Raw genomic sequence first — 16,724 nt, 5'->3', positions numbered from 1 at the left:
CACTTCACGTTGGGCGTGCACGAGGCAACGCTGGATTTTCGTGGTGGGCCAGCACTTTTTGATCGCGCTAAACGCTCCCTGGCCGCCATCGATAACGGCGATAAGTGGGGCTTCGATGCGCTCGAGAAGTCGTTGGTAGTCGCGCGTGGTTTCGAGTTTGCACCAGTGCCAGGCGATGACATGGTCGATAGTGGCGGCAATGATCAAACAGCCGCCGGCGGTATAGGTACCGTCTAGAAACACCTGGTCGTAGACCCGCCCGATATGTCCGATGGTGGGATCGGGTACGTCAACGAGCCAGAAGGGTTCGAAGCGGCGTTGCAGTGTGCGCGGCGAGCATCCCACACGGCTGGCAATGGTATCGAGGCTGGCGCCAGTGGTCAGGTGGTCAATGAAGGCGGTAAAACCCGTGGAATTGGTGATGTCGATGCGGCGCTTCACACTCGACGCGCCGCAGTGTTTGCATCGCCACCTCGTAGTTCCTTTGCTGGTGGTGCCGTTGCGTTTCATCTCACCGCCGCAGTGGCAGCGTGGTTGGTTCTTTGACATTGCGACACCACACCACGCCGCGTGTAGCACATCACTGCTGCCACACCGAGGATTTACCGTCCCGGAGTCAGATATATGCTCCCGGAGCATATATTTTCCTGAAACCTAGAGGTCAAGCACTACAAATCACCGAATCCAGACACACTTTCTGTCGTTTAACTCCGTCTAGCGTTTAACCCCGTCTAGATACCCGCATATTGAGGGTTTTATTTCAGCTAAAAAGATAGGCCCTTCAGTAAAAACGATATACTTATAGAGCACACCTATAGATCACGATTTAGAAACTAAGATTGACCCAAGTATGATTTTTGCTAAAATCGAGGACATGCTTCACTCGAACACTTCCAAAAATGCAGCAAAGAGACTTGCTGCCGCCGCAATCGTTTCCCTTGGCCTTATCTCCATCCCTTCCACCCCGGAGGCCAGTGCTGCCCCTAGCTGCAAAACGTGGCAGGAAGGAAAAACTGGGTTCGCATCATGCAAGGGAGTCCATTCACACCGAGTAGTTGTATCCTGTAGGCGATTTGATGTCATTCGCTGGGAGAACATTTACCACAAAGTGCGGGGCGAATGGGTAGGAGATGGACAGGTATCCAGCGCAACATGTGAAAATAGCCGTGGAATTGACGTCGTAGGGTACGAGATACGATAGCTCTCAATAAGAATTTTTTCGCCCAAGATTTCTTCTATGGAACTGGGGTTTTCGTATTGCAATCTCCTTTGCTAAATAAAGGTTAAATGACAGAATGTGTGTCTGGCTCGGCGTGTCGTCGGGCGGGCATTGTTTTTACTGCATGGGGCCTTTGCGCATTCCTATGTTGTGTTGGGGCTCGGTTGGGATACCGTTGTCGTAGAGGGGGTCGGTTTGGTTCTCGTGTTGGGTCAGGGTGGAAACTTTGGCGAGTTGGTCTTAGCCCCAGTTGGACTGCCTGGCGATTCGTGCTGGATCGTCGGGCAGTTCGGTTTTTAAGTAGAGCCACCAATCCAGCATCCGGCGTTGTCGTTCGCCTGATCTTCCGCGGTGTGTTCTGGCAAGTAGTTTGATCTGGGAGTTGATGTCGCCTTCGAGACTGTTGGTGGTGGATTTAATCCGGTTTTTCTCCAGCACACCTTCTGGTGGGGTGAGGTAGACAAGCAGCAGGTCGGAGCGCCAGAGGTGGTTGAGGCTGTTGTAGGCCTTGCGCACGTTGTGATGTGTCCGCGTGCGGGTCCATGTACCTGTTTTTGGGTCTTTGACCACCGTTTTCTCGTCCATCCAGGAGCGGTAGATTGTGGAGAATTCGTGCAGTTGTGTACCCCATGCTGCTGCTTCGTCCAGTGCTGGTGGTGCCGTTGCGTTTCATCTCACCGCCGCAGTGGCAGCGTGGTTGGTTCTTTGACATTGCGACACCACACCACGCCGCGTGTAGCACATCACTGCTGCCACACCGAGGATTTACCGTCCCGGAGTCAGATATATGCTCCCGGAGCATATATTTTCCTGAAACCTAGAGGTCAAGCACTACAAATCACCGAATCCAGACACACTTTCTGTCGTTTAACCCAAGATTGCCATAATGGAGGGTATGAAGGTTTTGGTGGTCGACGACGAGCAGGCAGTCCGTGAATCCCTGCGACGCTCCCTCAAATTCAATGGATACGAGGTTGCGCTGGCGGAAAACGGTGTTGAAGCTCTCGCCGCCATCGAGACGGAGCAGCCGGATCTGACCATTCTGGATGTGATGATGCCGCGTCTCGACGGGCTCGGGGTGTGCCGTGAATTACGCTCCACCGGGTACGACCGGCCCATCCTCATGCTCACCGCCCGGGACGGTGTAGCTGAGCGGGTCGCCGGCCTGGATGCTGGCGCAGATGACTACCTGCCCAAGCCTTTCGCTCTTGAAGAGTTGCTGGCGCGCGTGCGCTCGCTCCTGCGCCGTGCTCAAGCCGACACCGTGATGCCGGCGAACAATGGTCCGGCGGCGGAGCTGGTTTTCGAGGATTTGCGGCTTGACGCGATCACCCGGGATGTCTACCGCGGTGACCGTCACGTCTCGCTCACCCGCACGGAATTCTCACTGATGGAATTGCTCCTACGAAATCCCCGCCGCGTATTGTCCCGGCAGAAGATCCTCGAGGAGGTCTGGGGCTACGAGTTCCCGTCCTCGGGCAACGCCCTCGAGGTGTACATCGGCTATTTGCGCCGTAAGACGGAGGCCGGCGGCGAATCCCGCCTCATTCACACTGTCCGGGGCGTCGGCTACGTGCTGCGGGAGACCGCTCCGTGATTCTCCGCCGCCTCGATGCGGGCGGGGATGCTCTCCTGCGTCCCGCCCGCAGTTCTTCCATCCGCGGGAAGATCGCGGCATTCGCCGGTGCCGGTGTAGCGGCGGTGGTCGGTGCCACGGCGGTGATGTCTTATGCCGCAGTTTTCGGTGCGATTGAAGACCATGAGCTCAGTGCGCTGAACACCCGCACCATCGCGTTGATGCGGCAGGTGGAGGACGACAACGCGGATGAGGCAGCGCTGGACGCGATCGTCGATAAATTCCGGGTCGATAACCCGGGTTACCGTGCAGCCGTCTCCCCCAAAGAGCGGAGCTCCTTCGTAGGTGATCCCTTGCCCGTCGACCGGATGGCGCGCGACGGCGACGCTGCTAACTGGTCGCGGATGGAGAACGGCGACGAGATGGTGTCCATCCTGCGAGACGGCGACGGCACGACCGTCGCCGTGGCGCACAACCGCGCGGATTTCGCCCACCTGAAGAGCCGTCTGAAGGCGACCCTCGCGGGCATCGTCGGTCTGGGCACCTTGCTGGCTGCTCTCACTGGAGTCATCATCGCCCGGGTGACCGTGCGCCCGATCACGCGTCTCCGCCGCGCCGTCGACAGTGTTTCCTCCGAGGGCACGCTGGAGCCGATCGAGGTCGCCGGCAGTGACGAGTACGCGAAGTTGACCGAGTCCCTCAACGGCTTGATGGAGTCGCTCGACAAATCCCGTGTGCGCCAGGCCCAGCTTGTGGTCGATGCCGGACACGAACTGCGCACGCCCTTGACCTCGATGCGAACGAATATCGAGCTGCTGATCATGCTGCACCGCTCCGGGCAGATGGCCCAGATGTCAGAAGAGGATCTCAACGAGCTCGAAGACGATGTCAACGGGCAGATGAAGGAATTGACCACCCTGATCGGCGACCTTGTCGACCTCGCGCGGGAGGATGACCTGCAGAAGGAATTCGAGCCGGTGCGCCTCGATGAGGTCATTAAGGAAGCCGTGACCCGTGTGCAGCGGCGGCGCCCCGACGTGAATTTCCGCTTCCGCGTCGATCCATGGGTGCTGGATGCCGACCGTGCTGCCTTGTCGCGTGCCCCGGTGAACCTGTTCGACAACGCGGCCAAGTGGTCCCCGCCGGGCGGAGTCGTGCGCGTTTCACTCCGCGCCGGGAAGCGCAGCGCCGTGTTGATCATCGACGATTCGGGCCCCGGAATTCCGCCGGAGGAGAGGGAGAACGTCTTCGAGCGCTTCTACCGCGCTCCCGAATCGCGCTCCATGCCGGGCTCGGGATTGGGGTTGGCTATCGCAGCTCAGGTGCTTGAACGCCATGGCGCCGTCATCAGCATCGAGGACTCTGATGACGGCGGTGCCCGCATCCGTGTCATCTTCCCCGGTAGGCCGGAAAAAGTCTCACAGTGACCGTTCAGCAACTACTACGATAGGGACGGACTGGAAATGAGAACCGGCACAGCGTTGAAGAGGACAATGACCGATCATGACAACTCCGGAATATCCCACTAACCCAGGTTTCGGCGGCCCCATGGCCCCGCCGCCCTACGGTGAGCAGCAACCTGCTCCTGTCCAGCAAACGCCCGTCCGCCAAAAGAAAAAGGGAGTGGGGGCAGGCACTGCCTTCGCGATAGCTCTCGTCACCGGCCTCGTCGCAGGGATCGGCGGAGGTGCCCTCGGCGGCACACTGGTCTCCGGTAAGGACGAGTCGTCGCAGAGCTCTGGTATCGGCGCCAGCAGCAACGAAAACTCCCTCGACGCTCCGGTGAAGACGCAGCGCGAGCCTGCTCCCGACGGGTCAGTGGAAAAGGTCGCCGAGTCGGTCCTCCCCGCAGTGGTGTCCATCGAGGTCGCGACCCGCCAGGGCGGGGCGGAAGGCTCCGGCTCCATCATCAGCTCCGACGGCATGGTGCTCACGAACCACCACGTTGTCGCCGAGGCCGCTGAAGGCGGCGCGCAGATGCAGGTCACGCTCAACGACGGCACCAAGCACTCCGCGAAATTCATCGCCTCCGACGTCAACACCGACATCGCCGTGATCCAGATTGAGGACGTGAAGGATCTGCCGACGATCCAGTTCGGCGATTCGGACAGTCTCGCTGTAGGCCAGTCCATCGTCGCCATCGGTTCCCCGTTGGGGCTGTCCGCCACGGTCACCACCGGTATCGTTTCCGCCCTCAACCGCCCGGTCCGTGCTGCCCAGGGCGGCGGGGAGAGCTCCTTGATGGACGGCATCCAGACCGACGCGGCAATCAACCCGGGTAACTCCGGTGGACCGTTGGTGGACATGAATGGCCACCTGATCGGCATGAATTCTGTGATCGCGTCTTTGTCCCAGGGGGAATCCGGTGAAGCGGGCTCGATCGGCTTGGGCTTCGCCATTCCCTCGAATTTCGCGCGCCGCGTGGCTGACCAGCTCATCAACGAGGGAAAGGCTCACCAGCCGATGATGGGCGTGGAGGTGGACATCCGCCACACCACCGGTGGTGCATTGGTCAGTAACGTGCAGCCGGGCAGCCCCGCTGAAAAGGGAGGGCTCAAGGCCGGCGATGTCGTCACCCGCATCAACGACCGTCCGATTGAGTCCTCTGACGCCCTCGTCGCGGCAACCCGCTCCTTCGATTTCGGCGAGACCGTGAAGATCGAAGCCCATAATAAGGATTCAAAGGAGTCCAGAACGGTGGAGGTGACTCTAAGTTCCGAGTAGATTCACTAAGTAGCTGAATAGCTGAGAAGCACGACCCCGCGAAGCCCATGAGGAGCCCCGACCATGTCTAACACTCTCGACGCGCTAGACCTCAAAGAGCCCGACGAGGCCTTCCTGCTCGCCGCTGAGGCGGAGGTGGAACTACCGGCGCAACCGTGCGCTCTCGCGGTGCTGATCAGCGACCACAAGCGCAACGGCGCCATCGCCGAAGGGACCGACCAGCTGGTCTTCGAGCTGCTCCAGGAGATGGGCTACAAAGTCGACGGCGTGGTCAGCGTGAAGTCGAAGAAGTCCGAGATCCGTAAGGTCATCGAGACCGCGGTCGTGGGCGGAGTCGACCTGGTGGTCACGGTCGGGGGGACGGGCGTGGGTCCCCGCGACAAAGCTCCGGAGGCCACACGCGCGGTCATCGACCAGCTCGTCCCAGGTGTGGGCCAGGCGGTCCGCGCCTCCGGCCAGTCCTGCGGCGCAGTCGACGCCTGCACGTCGCGCGGAATCTGCGGTGTTTCCGGTTCTACCGTCGTGGTCAATCTCGCACCATCGCGCGCCGCGATTCGGGACGGCATGTCCACGATCGCTCCGCTCGTCGCCCACTTGATCAGCGAGCTGCGCAAGTACAGCGTCCAGTAGAAGAAACGCGATGGCACAGCGCGCGCGGCGCCGGGTGAAGCGCATCTCCGATGCCGATTACGACAGAAAAGCGGACCGTCCTGATCGTGGACGGTCCGCTGGTGATGCCGAGCGCATCGTCGAGTTTGATGATTCGCTGCCCGGATCAGAGTCGAGTGAGGCTGCCGATTACGAAGAGGAACGGCCGCCACACCACGGAGGCTAGTGCTTGATCTGCGGGTTGTTGCCGCCGGCGAGCAGGTCGCGGATCTCGGTGAGGAGCTCCTGCTCGGTCGGGTCGGTCGCCTTTGGGTCAATGCCCTTGCGGAGCTTCTGCTGCTCGTCGAGCTTGTTCATCGGGGCGACGATGAGGAAGTAGACGACAGCTGCGATCAGCAGGAAGTTGATGATGGCGGTGACGAGAGCGCCAAAGTCAATGAAGGTGGACTCGTCGCCGGAGATGATCTTGAAGCCGAAGGAGAAGTCGGCGCCGCCCACGGAGTTGATTAGCGGGTTGATGATGTTGTCGGTGAACGCGGTGACGATAGCGGTGAATGCGGCACCGATCACGACACCGACAGCGAGGTCGATGACGTTGCCGCGCATGATGAAGTCTTTGAAGCCCTTGAGCATGGGGGTCCCTCCTGGGGTCTAAAGGATCTGGCCCGACAGAAGCTACTACAGAGACTCCTAGAACACCGTTATCGGAGGCCTAAGTTTGCGGAAATATCCACGGGGACTCTCAGCCTTAGACACCCAGCACCACCGCCAAAGGTGAAGTGAGAGATGCGGCGGCGACGGTGGCGGCATCGGAGTGGCGGAGCAGGAGCAGGACGCTGGAGCTGTCCTCCTCTCCCGGAGCTCCGGCGATCACGACTGTGCCGGATTCAGCTACTGTCTGCGGGGTGCCGTCGCCGGCGGTGACAACGGAGACGCGGGCCCCGTGGTGCAGCATCGGGATGATGTCGGGGTCAGCGAGTTTAACGGGCACCATCGTGTACGCCTCAGCATCGTCGCCGACCAGTGCGCCGACGAGATCCGGCCCCAGCAGCCGTGTGGAGGTGACCACCTCACCGGAGGATGCATGCGAAGCGATGACCTGGCCTTCCGCAGCCTCAACCGACGCTACGGCGGACGGCGGCGTGAATTCCTCGGGCAGGGAGCGCACGGCGAGATCGCCCGCCTCGACGACATCGCCGGGATGCACATCGCGGGCGAAAACAACGACGCCGGGATCGGCATTCGCCCGGCTGAGGAGCGCGCTCACCGCCGCGCCGGCCACGAGCACAGCGGCGGCTCCCCGGCGCAGCGCAACGGACCGGCGGTAGCCGGGGGTGCGGAGGAAATCAGCGGCATCATCAATAAGACCCATGCCTTATTGGACTGCCGCACCGCCCCGTCCGGTTCCCAACCACATGAACCCCGATTGCGTCACTGCCGCATCGACAGGCTGGTCGTGCGGCTCACAGGGAAGTTCGTCGTAGACCTCCGAGTCGTAAACCAGCGCCACAACGGGGCATTTCACGCCGTCGAGGGCGCGGTCGTAATAGCCCGCACCCTGCCCCAGACGGACGCCGTGGCGGTCCACAGCGAGGGCGGGCACGATCACGGCATCGCACGAAAGCATGCTTAACGACGCCTCCCCGGGCCCCTCCGGTTCCCCGATGCCGAAATGAGCTCCTTCATGGAGTTCGCCTACGAAACGCCCCCAGCGCAGATCCCCCTCTTTAGGAGTGATGGGCAGCCAGAGATCGTGCTTCGCCGCCAACGCGGCGACGAGTTCCACACCGCCCGGTTCGCCCGGGAGGGGGGAGTACGCGGCCACACGGGAGGTGGGGCCGAGCCAGTCGAGGAGATGGTCAGTCAGGGTGACGTCGATAAGCGAATGTTCCATTGTCGCACGCTGCCTGCGCGTCGTTGCGCGGATTGCTTCTTTCGCGGAGTGGCCTACACCGAACACGCCATCATTGTAGGTAAACTGCTCATTCATGCAGAATTCCGACCAGAGCCCGCACTCGCGCGTGAAAACTGTCGTCGTGCCGGCCGCCGGCATGGGCACCCGGTTCCTGCCGGCGACTAAGACTGTTCCGAAGGAGCTGCTCCCCGTGGTGGACACACCGGGGATCGAGCTGATCGCCGAGGAGGCGGCGCAGGCCGGCGCACAGCGCCTCGCGATCGTGACCGCGCCGGGTAAAGGCGAGGTCATGGAGCATTTCGGCGACTTCGAGCACCTGCGCTCCACGTTGCTGTTGCGCGGTAAGGAAGAGCAGGCGAAAAAGGTCTCCCGCGCCGCTGAGATCATCGCCGCGGAAGCCGTGGTGCAGGAAGAACCGCTCGGCCTCGGACATGCAGTGGGCTGCGCGGAGTCGATTCTCGACGACGATGAGGATGTCGTCGCCGTCATGCTTCCCGACGACTTGGTGCTGCCCACCGGTGTGATGGAGAAGATGGCGGATGTGCGCGCGAAGCTCGGCGGTTCCGTGCTGTGCGCCTTCGGGGTGAGGCCGGACGAGGTGTTCAACTACGGCGTTTTCGATGTCCGTGAAGTCGACGCCGATTCCGGTCTAGACGCCGACCGCGTCAAGCGTGTGGTGGGCATGGTGGAGAAGCCAGACCCGGCCGACGCTCCCTCAAACTTCGTGGCCACCGGCCGCTACCTGCTCGACCGCGGGATTTTCGACGCTTTGCGGCGCATCACCCCGGGCAAGGGCGGCGAGCTTCAGCTCACCGACGCGATCGAGTTGATGATCAGCGAGGGGCACCCGGTCCACGTGGTCGTTCACGACGGGAAGCGCCACGACCTGGGCAACCCGGCGGGCTATATTCCCGCGAACGTCGACTTCGGCCTGCACCACGAGAAGTACGGCCCGGCTCTGTACAAGGCGATCAAGCAGATCGTGGCAGACTTCGAGGCGGAGAGCCCGGACATTCGGTAGGAGGGGACCATGCGCAGTGTCGACGACCACCTCGCCATGATCATCGATGCGACGATGACGCCTGAGCCGATCCGCATCGGCATCACCGATGCACTCGGCCTGATGTGCGCCGAAGAGGTGCAGGCGAATGCGCCCCTGCCTGGTTTTTCCCAGGCGGCCGTCGATGGCTACGCAGTCCGCGCGGTCGACGTCGGCGGCGGTAAGAGCCTCGGTCAGAAGGAGGACGCTCCTGCCCCGGAGGCCTCTCTTCCCGTGGTGGGCGAGGTCGCTGCCGGATCCCAGAAGCCTTTGCGCCTCCAACCGCGCCAGGCAGTGCGCGTGGCCACGGGTGCCCCGCTGCCCACGCTCGCCGACGCAGTGCTGCCCCTCGAGTGGTCAGACCGCGGCCGCAAGCGCGTCACCCCGCACCGCCCTGTGCGCTCCGGTGACTTCATCCGCCGGGAGGGCGATGACATCCAGCCCGGCGATATCGCGGTGCGTTCCGGCGCTGTGCTCGGCCCGGCCCAGATCGGGCTGCTCGCCGCCACCGGCCGCGACAAAGTCCTCGTCTACCCGCGTCCCCGGGTGACCGTCATGTCCTACGGCCTGGAGCTGGTCGACATCGACCGGAAGCCGGGCCTGGGCCAAGTCTTCGATGTCAGCTCCTATGCTGTCGCCTCCGCCGCGAAGGACGCGGGCGCGGAAGTGAACCGCGTGGGTATCATCAACGCCGAGCCGCGCCGCCTCAAAGAGCAGCTCGCGGTCCAGGCGCAGAAGAGTGAATTCATGGTCATGACCGGCGCCGTCGGCGGGTCGAGCGCCAAGCCGATCCAGGATGCGCTGGGGGAGCTGGGCGACATCGACACCACGCGTGTGGCAATGCACCCGGGTTCCGCCCAGGGCTTCGGCCTGATCGGGGAGGACCGTATCCCTGTTTTCCTGTTGCCGTCGAATCCGGTGAGCGCGCTCGTCATTTTCGAGGCACTCATCCGTCCGGCGATCCGGACATCCCTGGGCAAGCGCGTGCCCACCCGCCGCACCGTCAAGGCGCGTGCCTTGGGCCGCATCGAGTCCATTCCTGGCCGCCTCGGTTTTATCCGCGCCCGCCTGATGCGCGACGCGGAGACCCACGACTACCTCGTCGACGGTATGGGCGGCGTGTCCGGAAGCCCGGCCCACCTGCTGGCGGGGCTTGCGGAGGCCAACGCGATCATCCGGATTCCCGCCGATGTCTCAGAGGTCCGTCCAGGCGATATCGTGGATGTTCTCTTCCTCCAGCAGCGGGCCTAGACATGTTCAGTTTCTTCGGACGGGCGAGCCACCCGGGTTGGCCCGAAGCGTCCCCGACCGTCCACATCCCCGGCGTTTCCACTGTGCGCTTGCGTCCGCTCAATTCCCGCGACGGGAAAGACTGGTCGCGCATGCGCATCCGGGACGAGGCTGTGTTGCGTCCTGTGGAGCCCACCGTGCCGGGCACGTGGGAGGAGGCTCACTCACCGGCGGCGTGGCGTGTGAACTGGCAGAACCTGCGGAAGTTCGCCCAGGACGGCATCATCGTCCCGCTCGCGATTGAGCTGGACGGCCGTTTCATCGGCCAAGTTACCCTCGGCAACATCCAGCACGGCGCGATCGGGGAGTGCTGGATCGGCTACTGGGTCTATTCCCGCTATTCGGGGCGCGGCATCGCCACCGTCGCCTGCGCGCTCGGGGTCGACCACGCTTTCGCCAGGATCGGTCTGCACCGCGTCACGGCGACCTATCTGCCGGACAACCCGGCTTCGGGCAAGGTCCTCGCGAATTCTGGTTTCCGCGAGGAGGGCTATTTGCACCAGAACCTGCATATCGACGGTGCGTGGCGCGACCACCATTTCGTCGCGCAGAACATCGACGACCTGCCTGGATCCGCCGTGGAACGGCTCGCGACCCGGGGCCGCTGCTGGATCTAGAAATTGCCCCGGGTTTTCGCGGCGTGGGTCGGTCACCGCCTGATCGAGAGTGGATAATGTCAGCCTGGAAATCTTGCCCGGAAAGCAGAAAGGTCGTGGCACATGTCCGGCAGCCTGAGCCTGATCATCGTCCTCATCGTGGTGGTGTGGGCGATTGTTCTCGCCCCGATGGTGATGGGGGACTCGAAGCCGATTCGGCGCTCCGGCGAAGGTTATGACGAGACCCGCGTCCTGCACGAGGGAGCTGCACCCCTGCAGGGTCGTCGTCGCCCGCGCGTGACTAAGGCGGACATCCACAGCTTCGACGAGGAAGACGGCTACGAGGTCGTTGAGGCCGACGAGGCAGTGCTTATCGACGACACCTCCGGCTCCACCTCCCTGAAGAAGCTCTTCACCCGCAAAGAGTCCGTCGACGGCGAAGTCGTCGAACTCGAAGAGCCAGAGGCAGAAACAGGGACAGAAACAGAAACAGACACAGAGACAGAAACAGACGCTGAAACCGCCTCTGAATCTGCCCCCGAAACTGCTTCCGATTACGAGCTCGACGAGTCGTACCTCTCCCCGGAGGACTACGGCTACACCACCGTCACCGAGCTCGAGACTGAAACTGCCACAGACACAGGCACGAGCGACGAGTCCGAAGCTGCACACGAGGAAGACACCGTCTCCGATTCCCCGGAGCCGACGGAGGACGAGCTCGAGTTCGCGCGTGCGCGCCGCGGCCGCGGCGGCTGGGATCCGGAGAAAGCGAAACGGGTGCGTGAGGACCGTTTCCGCCGTCGCCAGCGCACGCTGCTCGGCCTTGTCATCCTGTTCGGTGTGAGCTTCGTCTTCGCGATCGTGTCCGGCGGCTGGGCATGGGCGGCCCCGGCCGCGGCTGCGGGACTGCTGGCATGGTTCCTGACGGCACTGCGCACGACTGTGAAAAAGGAGCGTGCGCTCCGTGCCCGCCGCGTGCGCCAGTTGCGTCGCGCACGTCTGGGCGTTGTGTCGTCCGCTGAGGATGCGCCGGTTCCGCCGCACATGCGACGCCCGGGGGCAGTCGTCGTGGAGGTCGACGACGAGAGCGCCGACTTCGCGAACCTGCCGGTCTACACCGCACCCCGCCAGGAAACGGAGCGGATGCGCGAAATCGCTTAGTTTTTCCGCCAATATGAGGTCGTTGTAGCCGGTAACATCACCAGGTATGACGACCTCTTTTTCTACTCACACACAACAGGTGAACACTGACCCTGGCAAGTCCGCCCAGCTGTGGGAGAAGTTCAGCGACACGAAGCTCAAGCGGCTGATCTTCTCTGCTTTCTACTCCGTCAAGGCGCCGTATTTCCGCACCGTCATGCCGCGCGTTCAGCTCGCTGAGCCGGGACGCTGCGTGGTGCGCCTGGGCAAGTGGTGGGGCGTGCAGAACCATATCGGCACTTTCCACGTCATTGCCGGCCTGAACGGTGCGGAAGCCGCGATGGGTCTGTTGTGCGAGGTGTCCGTGCCGGACACGCACCGCTGGATCCCCCGAGGAATGCGCGCGGATTATCCGGCGAAGTCCACCGGCGGCCTGACTATTACCGCCACGGCGGACTTCCCGGACTTCTCCGAGATCACCCGCGAAACAGGCGGCCGTCTGGTCACCATCGACTGCGAGATTGTCGACGATGCCGGAGTGGAGCCGATCACCGCGGAGATCGACGTCTGGATCACTGCGAAGAAGAAATAACCATCTCCATCATCCCCTTCATCGTCGTGGGCCCGATGAAGACGAAGCCGTAAGTCCGCAATTCGGCGGTGAGCTGCAGCTCGTCGCCGGGGGTGAATCCGTCGGCGAAGGACGCGATGAGCCCGCCCAGCGATTCACCGCGCTCCCACATCGCCACCGCCGCGCGGGCGTTGGTGATCACGGCGTTGATCTTGTGCCGGTTGCGGATGATGGCCGGATTCTTCAGGAGGGTCTCGACGTCTTCATCCTCGAAGGCTGCCACACGGTGTGGGTCGAAACCGGCGAAGGCGTCTTTGAGGGCGCCACGTTTCTTCTCTATCAACTCCCAGGACAGCCCTGGGAGAAATACTTCGAGGGCGAGCAGTTCGAAGGCGTGCGTGTCGTCGTCAAGTAAAAGTGTCGTCATACCTACTTTGACTGTCTCCACCGCCCAAAGGTTCCACGTTGTAGTCTTTAACACATGAATAGCCCCGCCCTCCGCGATTTCGCCCTGCTCGTGGCGCGGCTTGTGCTCGGCGTTGTGTTCATCGCCCACGGCTACCAGCACTGGATCGGACACGGTATGCGCCAGACCGCCGAGCAATTCGACCAGGCGGGAGTGCCGCAGCCGCAATTGGCGGCGTACCTCACCGGCTCCGTCGAGCTCGTCGGTGGGGCGATGCTGATCATCGGCTTGCTCACCACCATCGTCGCGGGTGTCCTCGCACTGATGGTGCTCGCCGCCGGGTACTTCATGCATATCGACGCCGGCTTCTTCGCCGACCGAGGCGGCTTCGAATATCCGCTGGTGCTCGCCGTCGTTCTGGGGCTGGTCGTCGTCTTCGGGTCGGGCCGGGTGAGCCTGGATAAGGTGCTCGTCGATGGTTGACCACAGTGACGTGCAGGCTGCCCTGTCGGCACGCATCGACGGTGAAGAGACCGGACTCGCAAACGATGTGGTGGACGCGCACCTCGCCGAGTGCCCGGAGTGCCGCCGCTACTGGGAGCAATCTTTGGAGCTGTCGCGCACGCTCAACGGCACGCGAGCAGACAGCTCGATGTCTCCGCCGGAGGATCTCTCGGAGGTCATCTACGCCGGTGTCGAATCCGAATTCCACCGTGTTTCGGCCCGCCGTGTGCTGCTCATGACCATGTGTCGTGTGCTGCTGGTGCTGCTGGCGGTCGTCTACATCGTGTGGGCGGGCCGCCTGCTGTCCACCGAGATGACGGATTTGGTGCTGGGCGCGGCGTCGGTGCGCGTGGGCATCGCGTCGGCCCTGCTCTTCGTCAGCTGGAAGCCGTCGCAGATCCCCGGCGTGCTCTTGATCGTCGGAGCGATGTTCGGCTTCAGCTTCGGCTTTGTGGTTCTTGAGGCAGTGACCGGCGGCACCGCACAGTGGGCACCGCTCCTGACGCTCCTGTTCACCTGTGCCGTTCTTGTGGCGATGTGGGCCGTGGATTACGGTAACCCGCTCCGCGTGCTCAACGCGCGGCCGATCTAGATTTCCGGAATATTTGGCTTATTTCCAGCTCGGCAGCCACATCAGCTGGTTGTAGTAGCTTTCCGGGATCGAGAACCCGTAGAGGATCGGGGAGAAGTACAAGAACATTCCGATCACGACGGCGAGGTAGACAACCACGCCGAGCTGCCCTGAAGTGATGGGGCCGACGTACTTGCCCACCCGCTCGAGGTATGTGCCACGTTTGGAGAGCTCACCGAGCGCGAGGGCGAGCAGCACGATCGTGAACGGCGCGAGGGGGGCGGCGTAGAAGAAATACATCTGTCGGTCGAAGGCGGCTAACCAAGGAAGAAAACCGGCGGCGAAGCCGACCAATGGAAGAATGACCCGACGGTCTTTGCGCGTCACCCAGGCCCAGACGGCCCACAGCAGGACGGGCACCGTCAACCACCAGATGGCGGGAGTGCCGAAGAGGTAGATCATCCGGCGGGAATCATCACCGTTGGCGGAGAAGTAGAGGATCGGGCGGGAAGCCACCAGCCACGACCACGGCTTGGAGTCCCAGGGGTGGGAATGGCCCGACGACGACGTCAGCTCGGAGTGGAATCTCAGCACCGAGAGGTGGTAGTAGAACCAGCCGGCGAGTGCCTCGGGCAGTTTGGCCAGCCCGGGCCAGTCGGAGTTGGCAATGGTGCCGTCGGAAAGCGCGTGGCGGTATACAGCAGTTTCGGACGCGAACCACGCGCGCCACGACCACACGTAGAGCACAGCTGGAATGAGGACGATCGACGCGAGAGCCGAAGGGACATCCTTGAGCAGGGTTTCCCGGACCGGGTTCTTCACCCCGTATCGGTGCCGCAGCCACAGGTCGTAAAAGGACGACAATAGTCCGAAGAATGCGATGTAGTACAGCCCGGACCATTTCACGGCCAGCGCGCATCCGAGCAGCACGCCGGTGGCGAAGCGCCACCAGCGGAAGCCCAGGCGGGGATTAATCTCGCCCTCCACGTAGGCGTCGTGGAAGCGCTGATGCACATCGCGCATGTCGCCGGCCAAGGTCCAGGCGGCCATGACGATGAACAGGAGGATGAACACGTCGAGCATGCCGAAGCGGCCGATGACCAGCAACACTCCGTCGCAAAGCGCGATTGTGCCCGCGAAAAGGGCGATCATCGTTGACTGGGACAATCGCCGCGCGAGGAGCATCGTGAACACGACGACGGCGGATCCGAAGAGGGCCGCCATGAACCGCCAGCCGAGCGGCGTGTAGCCAAAGACCATCTCCCCGAGCGCCTCGATTCTCTTCGCCAGGGGAGGGTGCACGACGAGGCCGTAGCCAGGATTCGACTCGATGCCGCCGAGCACCGGATTGAACCAGGACCGGGCGATATCCCACGCCTGCGGGACGTAGTGCTTCTCGTCGAAGACCGGGGTGTCGCTCGAATGCGCGGATGTCAGCCCGACGAAGCGGGTGAACAGGGCGAGGATTCCGATGACGAGTGTGGCGACCGTATCCCGCTTCGACCACGGCACCGTCACGGGGGCCGTTGGTTCAGGTTTGCTGATGCCGAAGGGAATGCCGGTAGCCACTGTCGAACTCACGGCAATGATCTTAGCGGGTGGGTGTGCAAAGCTTGGGGGCATGGAAACGGATTCACTGCCGTCCCGCGGGGTCGTGCTCGCGGCGACTCCGCTTGGCAATATCGGTGACGCGTCCCCGCGCCTGAAGTACGCGCTCGAGAACGCCGACGTGATCGCCGCCGAAGACACCCGCCGCACGCGCAATCTCGCAACAGCCCTCGACGTGGAGATCCGCGGCAAGGTCGTCTCCAATTTCGACCACAACGAGGACAAACGCGTAGCTGAGCTTATCGACGCCGCCCGCCGCTCAACCGTCCTCATCGTCACCGACGCTGGGATGCCGTTGGTCTCCGACCCGGGGCACTCCCTCGTCGCGGCGGCCCACGCCGCGCAGATCCCCGTGACCTGCCTGCCTGGGCCCTCCGCAGTGACCACGGCTCTCGCCCTGTCCGGTCTCGGCGTCGGACAGTTCATCTTCGACGGCTTCGCTCCCCGCAAGCCCGGCGCGCGGAAGGCCTGGCTGCAATCCCTGAGGAACGAGAAACGCGCCGTGTGCTTCTTCGAGTCCCCGCACCGCATTGAGACCACGCTGGCGGAAGCCGCCCGGATACTCGGCGACCGCCAGGCGGCGGTGTGCCGCGAGCTGACCAAGACATTCGAGGAGGTCAAGCGGGGTACGCTCGCCGAACTCGCCGAATGGTCGAAAGGCGGTGTGAAAGGCGAGGTCACGGTAGTGATCGACGGTGGCACTGATACCGCGGAGCCGGAAGACGTCCTTGCGCTCGTGCAGCAGCGCGTCGATGACGGCATGCGCGCGAAAGACGCGGTCAAGGAGGTCGCGAAAAGCGCGGGCATCAAATCGGGCGAGCTTTATGACGCCTACATAGCCTCTCGCAGTTCCTAGTCAGCAATTGTGCACGCTGTGCACATCTTCGTTACGGTCATTGGCGTGAGAAAGGAACCCAATGAGCAGTGAAGAGATGATCAAAGACCCGCACGACCCC

Annotated in this window: 18 protein-coding genes and 2 pseudogenes; 13 read left to right on the top strand and 7 right to left on the bottom strand. The window is 62.8% G+C overall.

Going from position 1 to position 16,724, the window contains the following annotated elements; all coding sequences use genetic code 11:
• Positions 1-6 precede the first annotated feature (6 nt).
• Positions 7-549 (bottom strand): annotated as a pseudogene (locus QYR03_RS04700) (IS256-like element IS3507 family transposase); the annotation flags it as partial.
• 787 nt (positions 550-1,336) lie between these two features.
• A pseudogene (locus QYR03_RS04695) lies at positions 1,337-1,867 on the bottom strand (IS256 family transposase); the annotation flags it as partial.
• A gap of 247 nt (positions 1,868-2,114) precedes the next feature.
• On the opposite strand from QYR03_RS04695, the gene QYR03_RS04690 reads away from it, so the two are divergent.
• The 5 genes from QYR03_RS04690 to QYR03_RS04670 all read left to right on the top strand — a co-directional run bounded on the left by QYR03_RS04690 (position 2,115) and on the right by QYR03_RS04670 (position 6,354).
• Positions 2,115-2,816 (top strand): response regulator transcription factor, encoded by a 702-nt coding sequence (locus QYR03_RS04690; RefSeq protein WP_301713055.1) that lies wholly within the window; start codon positions 2,115-2,117, stop codon positions 2,814-2,816.
• Entirely contained in the window at positions 2,813-4,222 is a 1,410-nt protein-coding gene (locus tag QYR03_RS04685) for a HAMP domain-containing sensor histidine kinase (RefSeq protein WP_301713056.1), read from the top strand. Before QYR03_RS04690 ends, QYR03_RS04685 begins: the two co-directional genes overlap by 4 nt.
• 121 nt (positions 4,223-4,343) lie before the next feature.
• Positions 4,344-5,519 (top strand): S1C family serine protease, encoded by a 1,176-nt coding sequence (locus QYR03_RS04680; RefSeq protein ID WP_301713122.1) that lies wholly within the window; start codon positions 4,344-4,346, stop codon positions 5,517-5,519.
• Between the two features lie 63 nt (positions 5,520-5,582).
• Complete coding sequence (locus QYR03_RS04675) at positions 5,583-6,149, top strand: molybdenum cofactor biosynthesis protein B (RefSeq protein ID WP_259851531.1); 567 nt, start codon at positions 5,583-5,585, stop codon at positions 6,147-6,149.
• 10 nt (positions 6,150-6,159) lie between these two features.
• Entirely contained in the window at positions 6,160-6,354 is a 195-nt protein-coding gene (locus tag QYR03_RS04670; protein WP_301713057.1) for a hypothetical protein, read from the top strand.
• Here QYR03_RS04670 and mscL read toward each other — a convergent pair.
• The 3 genes from mscL to QYR03_RS04655 all read right to left on the bottom strand — a co-directional run bounded on the left by mscL (position 6,351) and on the right by QYR03_RS04655 (position 8,118).
• Entirely contained in the window at positions 6,351-6,761 is a 411-nt protein-coding gene (gene mscL / locus QYR03_RS04665; RefSeq protein ID WP_301713058.1) for a large-conductance mechanosensitive channel protein MscL, read from the bottom strand. The two genes, QYR03_RS04670 and mscL, sit on opposite strands and share 4 nt — an antisense overlap.
• 115 nt (positions 6,762-6,876) lie before the next feature.
• Positions 6,877-7,500, bottom strand: a complete 624-nt coding sequence (locus tag QYR03_RS04660) for an SAF domain-containing protein (RefSeq protein ID WP_301713059.1) — start codon at positions 7,498-7,500, stop codon at positions 6,877-6,879.
• A 3-nt stretch (positions 7,501-7,503) separates the two neighbouring features.
• Positions 7,504-8,118, bottom strand: coding sequence for a 5-formyltetrahydrofolate cyclo-ligase (locus QYR03_RS04655; RefSeq protein ID WP_301713060.1), 615 nt, complete (start codon positions 8,116-8,118; stop codon positions 7,504-7,506).
• Between QYR03_RS04655 and QYR03_RS04650 the strand changes: the two genes are divergently transcribed.
• From QYR03_RS04650 to QYR03_RS04630, 5 genes are all read left to right on the top strand, one after another.
• Complete coding sequence (locus QYR03_RS04650) at positions 8,117-9,064, top strand: UTP--glucose-1-phosphate uridylyltransferase (protein ID WP_301713061.1); 948 nt, start codon at positions 8,117-8,119, stop codon at positions 9,062-9,064. The genes QYR03_RS04655 and QYR03_RS04650 overlap by 2 nt on opposite strands.
• 9 nt (positions 9,065-9,073) lie before the next feature.
• Positions 9,074-10,333, top strand: a complete 1,260-nt coding sequence (glp, locus tag QYR03_RS04645; protein WP_301713062.1) for a gephyrin-like molybdotransferase Glp — start codon at positions 9,074-9,076, stop codon at positions 10,331-10,333.
• A gap of 2 nt (positions 10,334-10,335) precedes the next feature.
• A complete protein-coding gene (locus tag QYR03_RS04640; RefSeq protein WP_301713063.1) occupies positions 10,336-10,989 on the top strand; it encodes a GNAT family N-acetyltransferase in 654 nt (217 codons plus the stop codon).
• Positions 10,990-11,091: 102 nt separating this feature from the next.
• Positions 11,092-12,129, top strand: a complete 1,038-nt coding sequence (glpR, locus tag QYR03_RS04635; RefSeq protein WP_301713064.1) for a gephyrin-like molybdotransferase receptor GlpR — start codon at positions 11,092-11,094, stop codon at positions 12,127-12,129.
• A 46-nt stretch (positions 12,130-12,175) separates the two neighbouring features.
• Positions 12,176-12,700: a hotdog fold domain-containing protein gene (locus QYR03_RS04630; RefSeq protein ID WP_301713065.1), complete on the top strand. Its 525-nt coding sequence runs from the start codon at positions 12,176-12,178 to the stop codon at positions 12,698-12,700.
• Here the strand turns inward: QYR03_RS04630 and QYR03_RS04625 are convergent.
• Complete coding sequence (locus QYR03_RS04625) at positions 12,681-13,106, bottom strand: DNA-3-methyladenine glycosylase I (protein ID WP_301713066.1); 426 nt, start codon at positions 13,104-13,106, stop codon at positions 12,681-12,683. The two genes, QYR03_RS04630 and QYR03_RS04625, sit on opposite strands and share 20 nt — an antisense overlap.
• Before the next feature lie 54 nt (positions 13,107-13,160).
• Here QYR03_RS04625 and QYR03_RS04620 point away from each other — a divergent pair, with 54 nt between their 5' ends.
• Both QYR03_RS04620 and QYR03_RS04615 read left to right on the top strand, forming a co-directional pair.
• Complete coding sequence (locus tag QYR03_RS04620) at positions 13,161-13,568, top strand: DoxX family protein (RefSeq protein WP_259851542.1); 408 nt, start codon at positions 13,161-13,163, stop codon at positions 13,566-13,568.
• Positions 13,561-14,181, top strand: coding sequence for a zf-HC2 domain-containing protein (locus QYR03_RS04615; RefSeq protein ID WP_301713067.1), 621 nt, complete (start codon positions 13,561-13,563; stop codon positions 14,179-14,181). Before QYR03_RS04620 ends, QYR03_RS04615 begins: the two co-directional genes overlap by 8 nt.
• A gap of 18 nt (positions 14,182-14,199) precedes the next feature.
• Here QYR03_RS04615 and QYR03_RS04610 read toward each other — a convergent pair whose 3' ends face one another.
• Complete coding sequence (locus QYR03_RS04610; protein WP_301713068.1) at positions 14,200-15,783, bottom strand: dolichyl-phosphate-mannose--protein mannosyltransferase; 1,584 nt, start codon at positions 15,781-15,783, stop codon at positions 14,200-14,202.
• Between QYR03_RS04610 and rsmI the strand changes: the two genes are divergently transcribed.
• On the top strand, positions 15,782-16,624 hold the full coding sequence (gene rsmI, locus QYR03_RS04605) for a 16S rRNA (cytidine(1402)-2'-O)-methyltransferase (RefSeq protein WP_301713069.1): 843 nt from the start codon (positions 15,782-15,784) through the stop codon (positions 16,622-16,624). The two genes, QYR03_RS04610 and rsmI, sit on opposite strands and share 2 nt — an antisense overlap.
• Positions 16,625-16,724: the final 100 nt, after the last annotated feature.

This window comes from Corynebacterium sp. P4-C1 (assembly GCF_030503595.1).
Taxonomy (GTDB): Bacteria; Actinomycetota; Actinomycetes; order Mycobacteriales; family Mycobacteriaceae; genus Corynebacterium.
This window is presented reverse-complemented; position numbering and strand designations above follow the sequence as displayed.

Bases quoted from the DNA above. Each gene is read 5' to 3' on its own strand.
- QYR03_RS04675 (WP_259851531.1), top strand. From the start codon at position 5,583: ATGTCTAACACTCTCGACGCGCTAGACCTCAAAGAGCCCGACGAGGCC.
- QYR03_RS04610 (WP_301713068.1), bottom strand. From the start codon at position 15,783: ATGCCCCCAAGCTTTGCACACCCACCCGCTAAGATCATTGCCGTGAGT.
- mscL (WP_301713058.1), bottom strand. From the start codon at position 6,761: ATGCTCAAGGGCTTCAAAGACTTCATCATGCGCGGCAACGTCATCGAC.
- glpR (WP_301713064.1), top strand. From the start codon at position 11,092: ATGTCCGGCAGCCTGAGCCTGATCATCGTCCTCATCGTGGTGGTGTGG.
- QYR03_RS04690 (WP_301713055.1), top strand. From the start codon at position 2,115: ATGAAGGTTTTGGTGGTCGACGACGAGCAGGCAGTCCGTGAATCCCTG.
- QYR03_RS04650 (WP_301713061.1), top strand. From the start codon at position 8,117: ATGCAGAATTCCGACCAGAGCCCGCACTCGCGCGTGAAAACTGTCGTC.
- QYR03_RS04630 (WP_301713065.1), top strand. From the start codon at position 12,176: ATGACGACCTCTTTTTCTACTCACACACAACAGGTGAACACTGACCCT.
- QYR03_RS04640 (WP_301713063.1), top strand. From the start codon at position 10,336: ATGTTCAGTTTCTTCGGACGGGCGAGCCACCCGGGTTGGCCCGAAGCG.
- QYR03_RS04680 (WP_301713122.1), top strand. From the start codon at position 4,344: ATGGCCCCGCCGCCCTACGGTGAGCAGCAACCTGCTCCTGTCCAGCAA.
- QYR03_RS04615 (WP_301713067.1), top strand. From the start codon at position 13,561: ATGGTTGACCACAGTGACGTGCAGGCTGCCCTGTCGGCACGCATCGAC.
- glp (WP_301713062.1), top strand. From the start codon at position 9,074: ATGCGCAGTGTCGACGACCACCTCGCCATGATCATCGATGCGACGATG.
- QYR03_RS04620 (WP_259851542.1), top strand. From the start codon at position 13,161: ATGAATAGCCCCGCCCTCCGCGATTTCGCCCTGCTCGTGGCGCGGCTT.
- QYR03_RS04625 (WP_301713066.1), bottom strand. From the start codon at position 13,106: ATGACGACACTTTTACTTGACGACGACACGCACGCCTTCGAACTGCTC.
- QYR03_RS04660 (WP_301713059.1), bottom strand. From the start codon at position 7,500: ATGGGTCTTATTGATGATGCCGCTGATTTCCTCCGCACCCCCGGCTAC.
- rsmI (WP_301713069.1), top strand. From the start codon at position 15,782: ATGGAAACGGATTCACTGCCGTCCCGCGGGGTCGTGCTCGCGGCGACT.
- QYR03_RS04670 (WP_301713057.1), top strand. From the start codon at position 6,160: ATGGCACAGCGCGCGCGGCGCCGGGTGAAGCGCATCTCCGATGCCGAT.
- QYR03_RS04655 (WP_301713060.1), bottom strand. From the start codon at position 8,118: ATGAATGAGCAGTTTACCTACAATGATGGCGTGTTCGGTGTAGGCCAC.